10 protein-coding genes and 2 tRNA genes are annotated in these 14,777 nt (G+C 75.1%); 9 read left to right on the top strand and 3 right to left on the bottom strand.

What is annotated here, in order from left to right:
• Window positions 1–35 precede the first annotated feature (35 nt).
• Window positions 36–779 (bottom strand): NAD(P)-binding domain-containing protein, encoded by a 744-nt coding sequence (locus AC0VX4_RS09245; protein ID WP_475464295.1) that lies wholly within the window; start codon window positions 777–779, stop codon window positions 36–38.
• Window positions 766–1,668: a fumarylacetoacetate hydrolase family protein gene (locus tag AC0VX4_RS09240; protein ID WP_464466267.1), complete on the bottom strand. Its 903-nt coding sequence runs from the start codon at window positions 1,666–1,668 to the stop codon at window positions 766–768. Before AC0VX4_RS09240 ends, AC0VX4_RS09245 begins: the two co-directional genes overlap by 14 nt.
• Window positions 1,669–1,733: 65 nt before the next feature.
• Here AC0VX4_RS09240 and AC0VX4_RS09235 point away from each other — a divergent pair, with 65 nt between their 5' ends.
• From AC0VX4_RS09235 to treZ, 4 genes are all read left to right on the top strand, one after another.
• Entirely contained in the window at window positions 1,734–2,777 is a 1,044-nt protein-coding gene (locus AC0VX4_RS09235) for an aldo/keto reductase (protein ID WP_002855105.1), read from the top strand.
• A 58-nt stretch (window positions 2,778–2,835) separates the two neighbouring features.
• A complete protein-coding gene (locus tag AC0VX4_RS09230; RefSeq protein ID WP_036334384.1) occupies window positions 2,836–3,294 on the top strand; it encodes a hypothetical protein in 459 nt (152 codons plus the stop codon).
• Between the two features lie 61 nt (window positions 3,295–3,355).
• Window positions 3,356–5,836, top strand: a complete 2,481-nt coding sequence (gene treY / locus AC0VX4_RS09225) for a malto-oligosyltrehalose synthase (RefSeq protein ID WP_475464294.1) — start codon at window positions 3,356–3,358, stop codon at window positions 5,834–5,836.
• Window positions 5,833–7,824, top strand: a complete 1,992-nt coding sequence (treZ, locus tag AC0VX4_RS09220) for a malto-oligosyltrehalose trehalohydrolase (RefSeq protein ID WP_002855111.1) — start codon at window positions 5,833–5,835, stop codon at window positions 7,822–7,824. The genes treY and treZ overlap by 4 nt, the downstream gene beginning before the upstream one ends.
• Before the next feature lie 13 nt (window positions 7,825–7,837).
• Here the strand turns inward: treZ and AC0VX4_RS09215 are convergent, their stop codons facing one another.
• Complete coding sequence (locus tag AC0VX4_RS09215) at window positions 7,838–9,139, bottom strand: DUF4032 domain-containing protein (protein WP_002855113.1); 1,302 nt, start codon at window positions 9,137–9,139, stop codon at window positions 7,838–7,840.
• A gap of 107 nt (window positions 9,140–9,246) precedes the next feature.
• Between AC0VX4_RS09215 and AC0VX4_RS09210 the strand changes: the two genes are divergently transcribed.
• From AC0VX4_RS09210 to AC0VX4_RS09190, 5 genes are all read left to right on the top strand, one after another.
• A complete protein-coding gene (locus AC0VX4_RS09210) occupies window positions 9,247–10,119 on the top strand; it encodes a DsbA family protein (protein ID WP_002855115.1) in 873 nt (290 codons plus the stop codon).
• Between the two features lie 110 nt (window positions 10,120–10,229).
• Window positions 10,230–10,306, top strand: a tRNA-Thr gene (locus AC0VX4_RS09205).
• A gap of 276 nt (window positions 10,307–10,582) precedes the next feature.
• Window positions 10,583–12,508: a S8 family peptidase gene (locus tag AC0VX4_RS09200; protein WP_002857439.1), complete on the top strand. Its 1,926-nt coding sequence runs from the start codon at window positions 10,583–10,585 to the stop codon at window positions 12,506–12,508.
• 118 nt (window positions 12,509–12,626) lie between these two features.
• Window positions 12,627–12,703, top strand: a tRNA-Val gene (locus tag AC0VX4_RS09195).
• A 162-nt stretch (window positions 12,704–12,865) separates the two neighbouring features.
• Complete coding sequence (locus AC0VX4_RS09190; RefSeq protein ID WP_036335082.1) at window positions 12,866–14,776, top strand: threonine/serine exporter family protein; 1,911 nt, start codon at window positions 12,866–12,868, stop codon at window positions 14,774–14,776.
• Window position 14,777: the final 1 nt, after the last annotated feature.

Raw genomic sequence — 14,777 nt, 5'->3', positions numbered from 1 at the left:
CCGCCCAGCGTAGGCACCGCAGGGCCGGTGTCGCCTCAGCCGGTGGGCGCGTCGGCGAGCAGCGCGGCGAGCCGGCCGGCGTCGTGCGCGGTGCCGAACCCCGCCGCGCCCGGCTCGAGGACGCCGGCCCGGTCGAGGCCCGTGTAGGGGACCGCGTCGAAGCCCATGGCGGTGACGAGGGCGATCACCGCGTCGCGCGCGGCGGCGACCGCGGCCGGGTCGGCCGTCGCATCGGCCGGCTCGGTGCCCACCGCGAGGGCGCGGCGCGGGGCTGTGGCACGCCCGGCATCTCCGAGGTCGTGATGCGAGATCTCCGAGAACGCGCGCACGACGGGCACGCGCAGCCCCGCGGCGGCCCAGCGCTCGGCGATCCGGGTGGTGCCCGGCGCGCCGTCGTCGTCGAGCCACGCCGGGACCGGCTCGTCCCCCCAGGTGTTCGTCAGGTCCACCACGGCGCGCGTGGCCGGCCCGGCGAGGGTGAGCGGGTCGACGTCGTCGAGCGCTTCGCGCGGCACGGCCACGACGACGAGCTCCGCCTCCGCCGCCAGGTCCTCGGCCGACACGGCGACGGCCTCGGGAGCGTAGATCGCCAGGTGGCGCTGGACCGCCGCGGGGCGCCGCGTGCCCGCGACCATCACCCGCGGGGCGGCCGTGCCCGGGGAGAGGCGGGGGATGCGCGCGATCGCCCGTGCCAGCGCGGTGCCCGCCCGCCCCGCACCGAGGATGCCGACGACGCGAGGCAGGGCATGCGCCGGTGCCGCCGCCTCAGACGAGCTCATTGCGCTGGCGTCCCAGCCCGGTGATCTCCACCTCGACGACGTCGTCGGGACGCAGCCACGGGCGGCGGCCCTCGGCGTCCCGGCGGGCCAGGGCGACCCCCGCGGGCGTGCCGGTCAGGATCAGGTCACCCGGGTTCAGGGTGATCAGCTGCGAGGCGTAGGAGACCAGCTCGGCGGGGGAGAAGACGACGTCGGCGACCGTGTCCTCCTGACGCAGCTCGCCGTTGACGTGCGTGAGGACGCGCGCGTCCGCCGGGAACTCGTCCGGGGTGACCAGCCACGGACCCACGGGCGTCGAGGCCTCCCACACCTTGCCCTGCAGCCACTCGGAGGTGCGGCCCTGGAAGCCGCGCATGGAGATGTCGTTGGCCACCGCGTAGCCCGCGATGTGCTCCGGGGCGTCCTCGACGGCGATGCGTCGGCCCGGCTCTCCGACCACGATGCACAGCTCGCCCTCGTAGTCGACCCGGTGGTCCTCCTCGGGGACCTCGATCGGGTCCAGCGCACCCGTGAGGGACTGCGGGAACTTCGCGAACAGCGTCGGATGCTCAGGGCGCTCCAGGCCCGTCTCGTCGATGTGGTTCGTGTAGTTCAGGCCCACGCAGAACACCTTGGTGGGGAAGGGCACGAGCGTGTCGTAGACGAGGCCGGAGGTGTCCAGCAGGAGGGACCGGTCGGCCTGCGCCGCGCGGAGGGCCCCCTCCACCATCTCCCGCTGCTCCTCCGGCGTGGCGGTGAGGTACTCGCCGACGTCGCGACAGTCCGGCAGGGCGACGGCGCGCACGGCGACCTCGGGGTCCTCGGGGTGCACGGAGGTGATGACCGCGGCGAACGTGGCGCCGGGGTAGGCGGCGTCGGAGTCGGGCTGGCGGAACGTGGCGAGCTTCATGGACCCATCCCATCACAGGGCGGCGGGTCCGGACCCGGGGCGGGCGGACGTGAGACGGTGAGGCCATGAGCACAGCCCCCACGCATCCGCCGCTCGACCTCGACCCGACTCCGGCCACCCCGATCGTGCTCGGGACCATGGCCTGGGGATCCGTTCCTCCGCCGCCCCCGGACGCCGATCCGGGGGCGGGGCCGGAGGGGCCTGCGGGTGACGCGCAGGTCGAGGCGGCCGTGGAGCGCGCCCGCCGCGCCCTGCGCGCCGGGATCGAGGCCGGCGTCGACCTGCTGGACACCGCGGACATCTACGGGGCCGGCCGCTCCGAGGAGACCGTCGGCCGGCTGCTGCACGAGCTGCCCTACGAGGAGCGCTCCGCCCTGAAGGTGCAGACCAAGTGCGGGATCGTCCTGCACGAGACGGACCCGGCCGGGCGGCGCCTGACCCGCTACGACTCCTCGCCCGAGCACGTGCGCGCCTCGCTGGAGGGCTCGCTCGCCCGCCTCGGCGAGCAGCGCGTGGACACCCTGATCATCCACCGGCCCGACGTCCTCACGCCCGTGGCCGACACCGTGCGCGCCTTCCTCGACGCGCGGGAGGCGGGCCTGGTCGGCAAGCTGGGCGTCTCCAACCTCGGCGTGGGCCGCGTCCTCGAGTTCCAGCGCGAGCTCGAGAGCCAGGCGGCGGACGGGACCGGGCTGGCGTGCGTCCAGGTCGAGCTCGGCCTGCACCACCGCACCCTCGTGGAGGCGGTCGTGCTCGCCAACCACCCGGACGCCCCCGCGGACGCCGACGCCGGGCGCCTCGGCCCGGTGTGCGCCGCCGAGGGGATCGAGCTGCAGGCCTGGGGTCCGCTGGGGCAGGGCCGGTTCAGCTCCGGCGACGACGGCGCGGCCGGCGTCGTCGGCGAGGTCGCGGCGGAGCTGGGCGTCAGCCGGGAGGCCGTGGTGCTCGCCTGGCTGCTGCGCCTGCCGTGGGGCGTGCGGCCCGTGATCGGCACCCAGGACCCGGAGCGCGTCGCCGCGTGCGCCGAGGCGGCTGCCGCGGCCGAGGCGATGGACTCCGCGCAGTGGCACCGCCTGTGGACCGCGGCGCGGGGCGCCGGCCTGCCCTGACGAGGCGCGACCGGCCGCGCGCCCTCCCGCCGGAGTGAGACCTGTGTCACACTGGGGCATGGACTTTGCGAACGTGGACCTCGTGACTCCCTGGATCCTCTACTGGCTGGCCTCACTGACCCTCGTGGTCGGCGGCACACTCGTGGTCGTCGGCCTGTGGCGCGCTCGGCGGCACCGGCGCTTCGCCGCGACCCACGGCCGCAACCCGGAGATCGGGCTCCTCGAGGACACCCGCACCCAGCGCGGGGTCGGGGTTGTCGCGCTCGCGGCCGCCGTCGCACTCGGCGCGACGGGCGCCGTCCTGCACGTCCAGGGTCTGGACGCGTTCCGCGGCAACCTCGAGGCGAAGTACGGCTACACCGCGGTGGACCGCATCCGTCAGTCCGGCCCCGGCTTCGTGGCCGATCTGACCCAGGCCGACGGCAGCGTGCTGCGCGACGAGATGATCCTGTTGGAGTCCTCGGGCGAGCCCGTCGTGGGGGAGGACATCTTCGCCCGTCCGGTCGAGACGCGTTGACCTTCCCGCCCCGGCCCGCCGGGCCTGATGCCGCGTCGGGGGCCTCTGTTAGCGTCGCCGCGTGAGCACCTCGACCGTCCGTCCCGCCCCCGCGTCCACCTACCGGCTCCAGGTCAGCCCGGATCTGCCGCTGGAGTCTGCGGCCGGGCTCGTGCCCTATCTGCGGCGCCTGGGTGTGGACTGGCTCTACCTCTCGCCGCTGCTCGAGGCCGAGCCCGGCTCCGACCACGGGTACGACGTCGTGGACCCCACGCGGCTGGACGCCGCCCGCGGCGGGGCCGAGGGACTGGACGCGGTCGCGCGCGCCGCGCACGAGGCGGGCATGGGCGTGCTCGTGGACATCGTGCCGAACCACGTGGGCGTGGCCACGCCCCAGGCCAATCCGGCGTGGTGGGACGTGCTCACCCACGGTCCCGAGGCGGCGCATGCGGCGTGGTTCGATGTGGACTGGCCGGCCGGCGACGGGTCCCTGCTCATCCCCGTGCTGGGAGACGGTCCCGACGGGGACGCGGACGCGGAACTGGACCGTCTCGTCGTCGACGCCGAGGGCGGCCGTCTGCGCTACTGGGACACCGTCTACCCCCTCGCCCCCGGATCGCTCGAGGCGGCCGAGGCGGAGACCGGGCTGCGCGCCGCAGAGGTCTTCGCGGCGGCGGACCCGGCGAAGGAGCCGACCGCGGAGCAGGCCCGCCTGGCCCGCGCCGTGCACGACCGCCAGCACTACCGGCTGGTCGGCTGGCGCCGCGGCGACGCCGAGCTGAACTACCGCCGCTTCTTCACCGTCACCACGCTCGCGGGCGTCCGGGTGGACGAGCCCGAGGTCTTCGACGCCGTCCACACCGAACCCGCCCGCTGGGTCCGCGAAGGGCTCGTGGACGGGCTGCGCGTGGACCACCCGGACGGCCTGGCGGACCCGGCCGGCTACGCGCGGCGCCTGCGCTCCCACGTGCTCCCGGAGGGCTACCTCGTGGTGGAGAAGATCCTCGAGCCCGGTGAGGCGCTGCCCGCGGACTGGCCCGTGGACGGGACCACCGGCTACGACGCGCTCGGCGAGGTCGAACGCGTCTTCATGCACCCCGAGGCCGCGGGCGATGCGGCCGAGGACGCGCGCCGCCGTCGGGAGTGGGACGAGGCCGTGGTGCGGGCCAAGCACGACGTGGCCACCGGCTCCCTCGCGGCCGAGACCGCCCGGCTGGTCCGGGAGGTCCGCGCCGTGCACGCCCTCGGTGCCCACCCGGACGAGGACGTGGCCGCCGCGTTCGCCGCCGTGCTCGCCCGCCTGCCCGTGTACCGCACCTACCTGCCCGTGGGCCTGGCCGTGCTCGAGGGCGCGCTGGCGGACGCGGCCGCGGCGGAGCCGGGCCTCTCCGACGTGCTCGGCGACCTGCGGCCCGAGCTGACCGACCCGGACTCGCCCGTGGCCCGCCGGTTCCAGCAGACCTCCGGCATGGTGATGGCCAAGGGCGTCGAGGACCGGTCCTTCTACCGGTACACCCGGTGGGCCAATCTGAACGAGGTCGGCGGAGACCCCTCCCACGTCGCCCTGTCCCTGGCCGACTTCCACTCCGCCCAGCAGGCGCGCCAGGCCGCCTGGCCGACGGCCATGACCACCCTGAGCACCCACGACACCAAGCGCGGCGAGGACGTGCGCGCCCGCATCGCCGTGCTCGCCGAGGAGCCCGACCGCTGGGCCGCCGAGCTCGCCGAGCTGACGCGCCTCCACCCGCTCGGCCACCCCGACGCCGAGCGGCTGCTCTGGGAGTCCATCGTGGGCGTCTGGCCCACGGACGGCACCGCACCGGAGGAGGAGCGGATCCTCGGGTTCCTGCAGAAGGCCTCCCGCGAGGCGGCCCTGGCCACCAGCTGGACGGACCAGGACCCCGAGTTCGAGGCCCGGCTCGCCGCGCTCGCCGCCGCCGTCACCTCCCCCGAGGGGCCTGCCCGGGGCGTGCTGCAGGCCGTCGCGGACCGCATCGCCGAGCCCGGCCTGGTGGTCCAGCTCGGCCACAAGCTCGTCCAGCTCGCCGCCCCCGGCGTCCCCGACGTCTACCAGGGCACGGAGGTGCCCTTCCCCACCCTCGTGGACCCGGACAACCGCCGCCCCGTGGACTTCGCGGCCCGGGCCGACCTGCTGGACCGCCTCGACGCCGGCCACACACCCGGCCTCGACGACCCCGCCGCCGCCAAGCTGGCCGTCGTCGCGGCGGTGCTGCGCGCCCGCCGCGACCGGCCCGAGCTGTTCACCGGCCACCGCCCGCTCGACGTCTCCGGCCCCGCCGCCGACCACGCGATCGCGTTCGACCGGGGCGGGGCGCTCGCCGTGGCCACCCGCTGGCCCGTCCGCCTGGCGGCCGCGGGCGGCTGGGGCGAGACCGTCGTGACCGTGCCGGCCGGGCGGTGGGAGGACGCCGTCACCGGCCACCCCGTCCACCCGGACGCCCGCGGCGCCGTGCGCCTCGACGAACTGCTCAGCACCCTGCCCGTCGCGCTGCTCGTCCCGGCGCACGCCCCATCCGACCGCCGAGAGAGGACCGCCCCGTGACCGAGCCCCGTCCGGCCGACGCCCCCGCCCCGGGCCTGCACCCGATCGGCTCCGACCCCGTGGACCCCGCCGCGGCCGAGCGGGCCGCCGTCGACGCCGCGCGCGCCGTCCCCTACGCCGTATGGGCGCCGCACGCCGAGAGCGTCGACCTCGTCCTCGTCGACACCGAGCCCGGCGCCCTGCACGACGCCGAGGACCGCTGGCCCGTCGCCGCCGTCGTGGCCATGGACCCCGCCGCCGGAGGCTGGTGGACGCCCACGGAGGACCCGCTGGCCGCCCTCTGCCTCGACGCCGCCCAGCCGCCGGCCGACCCCGGCTACGGCTACCGCGTGGACGGGGCGGACCCCGTGCCGGACCCCCGCTCCCGACGCCAGCCCGACACGGTCCACGGGCCCTCCCGCCGCGACGTCGCCGGCCGCGCCGTCGCATGGCCCGACGAGGGCTGGGCCGGGCCGCCCGGGGTGGAGTCCGATCCGACCGCGCCCCAGGGCGGCGGCCTGCGCGGCGCCGTCCTCTACGAGCTGCACGTGGGCACCTTCACGGCCGAGGGGACCCTCGACGCCGCCATCGCCCGCCTGCCGCACCTGACGGACCTCGGGGTCACCCACGTCGAGCTGTTGCCCGTGAACTCCTTCTCCGGCCCGCGGAACTGGGGCTACGACGGGGTGGCATGGTTCGCCGTCGACGAGTCCTACGGCGGCCCCGCCGCCTACCGCCGCTTCGTGGCCGCCGCCCACGCCGCCGGCCTCGGCGTGGTCCAGGACGTCGTCCACAACCACCTGGGCCCCTCCGGCAACTACCTGCCGGTGTTCGGGCCCTATCTGGGCCCGGGCGGCACCGGCTGGGGCGACGGCCTGAACCTGGACGGCGCCGACTCGGACGAGGTGCGCCGGTTCGTCCTGGACAACGTCCGCTTCTGGCTCGAGGAGATGCGCGTGGACGGGCTGCGCCTCGACGCGGTGCACGCCCTGCGGGACGCCCGCGCCGTGCACCTGCTCGAGGAGATGGCCGCGCTCGCGGACGGGATCGCGGCCCGTGCCGGCCGACCCGTGCCGCTCCTGGCCGAGTCGGACCTCAACGACCCGCGCCTGGTGCTGCCCCGCCAGGCCGGCGGGCTCGGCCTCGCGGCGGCCTGGAACGACGACGTCCACCACGCCCTGCACGTGGCCGCGACGGGGGAGACCCACGGCTACTACGCGGACTTCGCCCCGCTGGAGGCGGTGGCCAAGGTCATGGAGCGCACCTACTTCCACGACGGCACCCGCTCCACGTTCCGCAGCCGCGACCACGGGCGCCCCGTGCCGGACGCCGTCCCGAACCATGCGTGGGTGGCCAGCATCCAGAACCACGACCAGGTGGGCAACCGCGCCGGCGGCGACCGCACCGCGGCCGCCCTGTCCGAGGGTGCGCTCGCGGCCGAGGCCGCCCTGCTGCTGACCGGCCCGCACGTGCCGATGCTCTTCATGGGCGAGGAGTTCGCCGCGTCGACGCCGTGGCCGTTCTTCACCTCGTTCCGCGAACCCGAGCTCGGGGACGCCGTCCGGCAGGGACGACGCCGCGAGTTCGCCGCTCACGGCTGGGACCCGGCCGACGTCCCCGACCCGCAGGACCCCGCCACACGGGACGCGGCGGTGCTGGACTGGGCGGAGGCCGCGGGCGGCGCGGACGGCCAGGGCCGCGGGGTGCGCGTGCTCGCCGCCTACCGCACCCTGATCGGCCTGCGCCGCACGCTGCCCCAGCTCACCGACCCTCGCCGCGACCGCGTCCGGGCCGAGGTGGACGCCGCCCGGCGCCACGTGCGCCTCACCCGCGCCGGCGCGGACGCCGACGTCGTCCTGCTCGTCGCCCTCGGCGCGGAGCCGCTGCCCGTGCCCGCGGACCTGACGCGGGCCGAGCTCCTCGCCGGCCACGGCGACGACGGCCCCCTCGGCCCCGGCACGGTGCCGGCGGCGGTCCCGGCCCCCGGCTTCCTGCTCCTGCGCCGCTGAGCCGCGGCCGGCGTCAGTCCTCGTCCGCGGGCGGGACGGCGCGCAGCATGGTGGTCGTGGGGTGCAGCGCCACCGCGTCCTCGTCGCGGCGGGCCCGCAGCACCGTGTCCACGTAGGAGTCCACCACCTCCTGCAGGGGCACGGCCTGGCCGCGGGCCTCGGAGAGGTACCAGCGGTGCTCGAGGAGCTGGTGCATCACCTCGGCGGGCTCGAGCTTGGCACGCAGCTCGAGGGGCACCGAGCGGACCACGGGGTCGAACACCTCCACCACCCAGCGGTGCGCCGCGCCCTCGATGTCCATGTACGGGTCCCACTCCCGGCGGGCGGCCTCGATGTCCACGAGCAGCCGGCGGGCCTGGTTCTCCTGGACCTCGAGTCCCGTGAGGCGGGTCAGTCGACGGCGGTGGTAGCCCGCGTGGATCTCGACGGGCCGGGCGATCATCATCCCGGGGGCGTCGGCGGCGCGCAGTGAGTACTCGGCCAGCTCGAAGCCGAGCTCCTGCAGGCGGCGGACGCGGCGGTCCAGGCGCCACGGCTCGGCGCGGGGGAACAGCAGAGGCCCGGTCAGCTCGTCCCACAGCCGGCGGTAGGAGGCCACGAGCAGGTCCGGCGTGGTGACGGGGTCCACCTCCGGGTCCAGCAGCCCGCTGGCCTGCAGGTCCAGCAGCTCACCGCCCACGTTCACGGCGGCCACGTCCAGGTCGTGCTCGCGCTGGCCGTTGGACAGCCGCTCCCGGAGCTCGCCGGTCTCGGCGTCCACCAGATGGGCGGCGAACCCGCCCGCGTCCCGCCGGAACAGGACGTTGGACAGGGAGACGTCACCCCAGAAGAACCCCTCGAGGTGCAGTTCCACGAGCAGCGTCGCCAGCGCGTCCATGAGGCGCACGAGGGTGCGGCGCTCGAGGCGCTCCGAGAACACGGCGCGGTACGGCAGGGAGAAGCGCAGGTGCCGGGTCACGAGGGCGGCGGGCAGGGGCGTGCCGTCGTCCTCCGTGCGTCCGGTGACCACGGCCACCGGCACCACCGACGGCGCCGGGCTCCGCTCGAGCCGGCGCAGCAGCCGGTACTCGTGGAACGCGAGCTCCTCCGTGGTCTCCTTCACCGCCACGATGCCCCCGCCCATCCGGGCGAAGCGCACCACGTGACGGGAGATGCCCCGCGGCAGGGCCGCCAGCACCTCCCGCGGCCACGTCTCGAGGGGGAGCGCCCAGGGCAGGGCGAGCAGAGACGTCGCCGGGTCCTCGGTCGCGTCCCCCGACGGGGCGCCCGTGATGGTCAGTCGATCGACGGGGGAGGGGGTCTCGACGGTGTCCATGGTCACGATCCTTCCAGACAGGGCCGCTATGCTCGCCTGGCGCGGCGCGCCCGCTGCCCGCCGGCTCCGGTGCTCGACCCGGACCGACTGCCCCACGAGGAGGACCCTTGGCCCGGAACACGTCAGGCTCGCACACCTCGGCGACGGACGCCCGTGCGCGTGCCCGCCAGATCCAGGAAGAGCAGCGCAGGAAGGACCGCCGCCGCCGCACCGGCGTCATCTGGGGCTCGGTCCTCGCGGCGGTGCTCGTGATCGGCCTCGTCGTCGCGTTCGCGCTCACCCGCAACGGCGACGACGCCGCGGCCGCCGGCCCCATCCCGGCCGCGGCGAACGAGCAGGGCGGCATCGAGTTGACCTCGGCCACGGGCCTGGCGGAGGGCGCGGGAGAGCGTGAGGTCGACCCCTCGAAGATCGAGGTGCCGAAGCAGGCCGAGAGCTCCCAGCCCGAGACCCTGCCGAACACGGAGGCCCGCGGTGACGGTGAGCCGACGCGGATCGTGCTCTATGCGGACTTCAACTGCGTGCACTGCGCCGACTTCGAGTCCTCCAACGCGGAGCAGATCGAGCAGTGGCTCGAGCAGGGCGAGGTCACGGTCGACTACCGGATGGTGGACTTCCTGAGCGCCCCGAACAACCAGAACTACTCGGCCCGCGCCGCCAACGCCGCGTACTGCGTGGCGGACCAGAAGCCCGAGGCCTACAACGGCTTCGTGACCGCCCTGTTCGCCGCCTACGACGAGCACCAGGGCAAGGGCCTGGACAACGCGGCGCTCATCCAGCTCGCGCAGGAGCACGGCGTGGACATCTCCTCCTGCGTCGAGGACGGCACGTTCCGCTCCGCGGTCGAGCACACCACCCGCCAGGCGCGCGTCGCCGGCGTGGCCGGCACCCCGACCGTGTTCGTGGACGGCAAGAACTGGGCCCTCGACGGCGAGGACAAGACCTTCACCGACTGGGCGGGCGCCAAGATCGCCGGCTGACCCGGCGCCGAGGCCCGCGGGGCGTCCCCACACGGGGGCGCCCCGCGTCGTCCGCCCGGGCCTTGTACGCTGGAAGGGCTGGCCGCGGCACCCCCAGGTGCCGGCCGCAGGCCTCCTTAGCTCAGCTGGCCAGAGCAGCTGCCTTGTAAACAGCAGGTCGCCGGTTCGAATCCGGCAGGGGGCTCCACCCCACCGCGGGCCCGACGGCGCCGCGCACCTCCGCCGGGAGGGCGCGGCGCCGTCGTCGTGTCCGGCGTGGGCTGACGCTGGGGTTCCGCTGTGCCGGTCCGAGGCCATCCGCCAGGTCCGGCTGGCGGAACCGCCAGAGATGCCTCGACTATCCGCCAGACTTCGGCCCGCGGCCTCGCCGTGACGGAATCGTGACCTTACCGTGATCTCAGTCACCCCGGCCCGAGTCCCTCGGGCATCCGCATCCGGTGGCCCCGAACTCCGAGGAGATCCCGTGCAGTCCTCCACACCCCGCAGCACCCGCCGCCGCATCGGCGCCCTCGTGGCCGGCGCCGTCCTCGCCGGCGGGACGCTGACCTCGTCCCCCGCGCTCGCGGCCCCCTCCGGCGCCGCCCCCGCCGCACCGGCAGCCAGCCCGACCGTCGCCTCGCCCCTGGCGGCGGCGCAGGTCGAGGACCCGAACGCCGACGGCTACGACTCCTTCATCGTCACCTACAAGGAGACCGCCGCCAACGCCCACGCGAAGGGCCGCGCGAACGCCTGGGGCAAGGCCGCGAAGGAGGCCGGCGTCTCCGTGAAGGAGCTGCGTGAGACCGCGCTCGGCTCCCGCGTGATCACGGCGGACCGCAAGCTGGATCAGGCCGAGTCCGCGAAGTTCATGGCCGACCTGAAGGCCTCCGGGGCGGTCGAGGCCGTGGAGCCGGACGCGATCCTCACCGCCACCGGCCTGAGCCCCGTGGACGCCCTCTACTCGCAGCAGTGGGGCTTCACCGGCACCCACGGCATGCGGGTCCCCGGGGCGTGGGATCGCACGACGGGCTCCGGTGCGACCGTGGCCGTCATCGACACCGGCATCACCTCCCACCCGGATCTCGACCGCAACGTCGTGCCCGGCTACGACTTCATCTCCGACAGCGCGGCGGCACGTGACGGCGGTGGCCGCGACTCCAATCCGCGTGACGAGGGCGACTGGTACGCCGCCGGCGAGTGCGGCACCGCCGGCGCCTCCGACTCCTCGTGGCACGGCACCCACGTGGCGGGCACCGTCGCGGCCGTGGCCGACTCCCAGGGCGTCGTCGGTGTGGCGCCGAACGCAAAGATCCAGCCGATCCGCGTGCTCGGCAAGTGCGGCGGCTCGCTGTCCGACATCGCCGACGCGGTCGTGTGGGCTGCCGGCGGCACGGTGGCGGGCGTGCCGGCCAACCCGAACCCGGCGGACGTCATCAACATGTCCCTCGGTGGCTCCGGCATGTGCGGCACCACCTACCAGAACGCGATCAACGCGGCAGTCTCCCGCGGCGTGCCCGTCGTCGTGGCCGCGGGCAACGAGAACCAGCCCGCCGCCAATGTGCGCCCGGCCAACTGCCAGAACACCATCGTGGTGGCCGCCTCCACCTCGCAGGGCGCCCGCGCCTCGTTCTCGAACTACGGCTCCGCCGTGGACGTGACCGCCCCGGGTGCGAACATCATCTCGACCGTGAACAACGGCGCCACCACCCCGACGACGGCCGGCCACGCCGCCTACAACGGCACCTCGATGGCCACCCCGCACGTCGCGGGCCTGGCCGCCCTGCTGCTGGCCGCGCAGCCCAGCCTCACCCCGGCCCAGGTCGAGTCCACCCTCAGGTCCACGGCCCGCTCCATGCCGGTGACCTGCTCCGCGGGCTGCGGCGCCGGCCTGGCGGACGCCTCCGCGGCGGTCTCCTCCCTCGGCGGCGCCCAGACGGAGCCCGGGCCGGCTCCGGTGGCCTCGCTGATCGTCAACGGCGGCTTCGAGTCCGGCAGCACCGGCTGGACCGGCACCCCGACCGGCTTCGTGCGCACCGACGCGGCCAAGGCCGCCTCGGGTCAGGCCTTCGCCCAGCTGAACGGCGTGGGCCGCCGCAACACCGCGACGGTCGAGCAGAAGGTCACCGTGCCGGCCTCCGGCGCCACGCTGACCTATGCGCTGCAGGTGGACACCGCGGAGACCACCGCCTCCCGCTCCTACGATCTCCTGGACGTCCAGGTCGTGACCGGCGCCACCGGCACATACACCGTCGCCTCGCACTCCAATCTGGACAAGGGTGGCTACGCCACGCGCACCGTGGACCTGTCCCGCTTCGCGGGCACGACCGTGACGCTGCGCTTCCGCGGCACGGAGGACTCCTCCGCGGCCACGACGTTCCGCATCGACGAGGTCGCCGTGACCGCGCGCTGACCGCCCTTCGGCTCTCGATGGCCGCTCCGCCGCGCGCGGGGCGGCCATCGTCCGGGTGGACAGGCGGCGCCGCCTGAGGTATCGTTCTTCGAGTTGTCACCCCCATGGGGCGACGCCCGGATCTTTAGCTCAGTTGGTTAGAGCGTTCGCTTCACACGCGAGAGGTCGCTGGTTCGAGTCCAGTAAGATCCACCACAGCAGGGCCCTCCTCCGGGAGGGCCCTTTCGCGTTCCCGGGCCGCGGCGCCGTCGGCCCCGGCGGAGGAGGCGTCGGCGTGGTTGGATGGACGCGCGGCGGGGCTCGGCCCACCGCCGTGGCGCGTCCAGCGCCCGCATACGGAAGGAGAGGGTGAGCCGCATGGAGCAGGAGGGCACCCAGGAGCCGGCGCGGTTCGACCCCCGCATCGCGGAGCCCCCGGCCGTCCCCACGCTCATCCCCGTGCTGCGCCCGGCCGGTGCCGAGGACGCCGCCGCTGCCGGCGACCTCGACCCGGAGGACCCCGGCCTGCTCGACCTCGACCCGGCGGAATCGGCCCACCCGGCCGCGGTCGCCGTCGAGCCCACCGAACCGCTGCCGCCCGTGGTCCGCCCCGCCGCCGCCGATCCGGCCCCGGCGCCGGAGCCGGAGCCAGAGGAATCGGCCGAGCCGGAGGCGGAGACGCTGCCGGAGCCGACCGCGGACGCGCCCCTGACCGAGCCGCCGCTGTCCGAGCAGGTGCCCACCTCCGTCCTGGCCCCCGCGGAGGCCGACGGGGCCCTGCCCGCCCCGGACGTGATCCCCGCGCCAGACATCACCGTCCCGGACCCGGTGGTCCCCGTGGGCCCGCCCGAGAAGCGCGGGCGTCGGCGCGGCCGGCGCTCCCGCGAGGTCTTCGTCGAGAACCTGCCGACGCAGGCGCTCGTGCTGGCCGACCGCCTGCACTCCTCGCCGTACGGGCGCCGCATGCGCTCCACGCTGCAGCAGCGCCGCGCGGAGGCGCAGGCCCTCGAGGCCCGCACCACCCTGGACTTCGCCCTCAAGCTGGGCGAGACCATGTTCAGCTTCGGCGCGGCCTCGCTGGACGTGGAGACCTCGATCATCGTGGCCACACAGGCCTACGGGATCCTCGAGACCGAGGTGGACCTGACCAACCAGTCCATCTCCCTGAACTACGCGCCCGACTCCTCACGCGGCGAGGCACCGTTCACCCTCCAGCGGGTGGTCCGCTCGTCCTCGGTGAACTTCGAGGGGCTCGTGGCCGTCCACCGGCTGGTCGAGGAGATCGCCGCGGGCGAGGTGGACCGGGCCGAGGCCCAGCGCCGGCTCGTGGAGATCCGGCATCAGCCCAAGCCGTTCCCCGCCGTCTTCGAGGTCCTCTTCTCCGGCGTGTTCGTGGCCTGCTTCGTGCCGTTCATCGGGGGGACCTGGACAGGCGCGGCCCTGGGCATGGTCTCCACCTGGCTGGTCTTCTGGCTCAAGGTCCAGGCGGACAAGGCGCGCTTCCCGGAGATCTTCTCCACCATGTTCGGGGCGATCACGGCCACGGTGATCGCGCTGATGGCCTACGCCCTCGACCTGCCGGTCAACCCGGCGCTGGTGATCGCCGGCGGCATCATGATGCTCCTGCCCACGGCGAGGTTCGTCACCGCGGTGCAGGACGCCATCCACGGCTTCCCGGTGACCGCGGCGGGCCGCTTCCTCTCCGCGCTGCTCGTGTTCGCCGGCGTGATGGCCGGGATCATGATCGCCGTGGGCATCGGGGATCTCGTGGGATTCGAACAGCTGGACCTGGCCGAGGCGGGGACGCTGAGCTATCCGCCGCTGCTGCTGCTGGGCCTCGTGGTGGCCGCGGGCATGGCGGACGCGGTGGTGGAGCAGTCGCGGTGGCCCCAGATCCTGGCCTGCGGTCTCGTGTCCGGGGCCGGCTTCGGCGCGTACCTGGCAGCGCAGCAGATCGGGGTCAGCGACCGGCTGGTGCCCGCGGTCGCCGCGGCGGCGGTCGGGTTCCTCGGCCGCCTGGTGGCCCAGCGGCTCGCGGCCCCGGCGCTCGTGATCGTCCTGCCGTCCATGCTGTTCCTGCTTCCCGGACTCACCATGTTCCGGTCCGTCTACGGGTTCACCGTGGAGACCGGGGCCACGCTGCTGGGCGTCGAGGGACTCTTCAACGCCGCGGTCATCGTCGTGGCGATCGCGGCCGGCGTCGCCTTCGGCAACACCCTGGCCAAGCCGATCACCGACCGGATGGGCACGCTGCTGCCCACCGAGCTCGTGATGCATCAGCGCGGCTGAC

The organism is Micrococcus sp. 63XJN7_8_ISO-PGPR-S23-253 (assembly GCF_056173425.1).
This window is presented reverse-complemented; position numbering and strand designations above follow the sequence as displayed.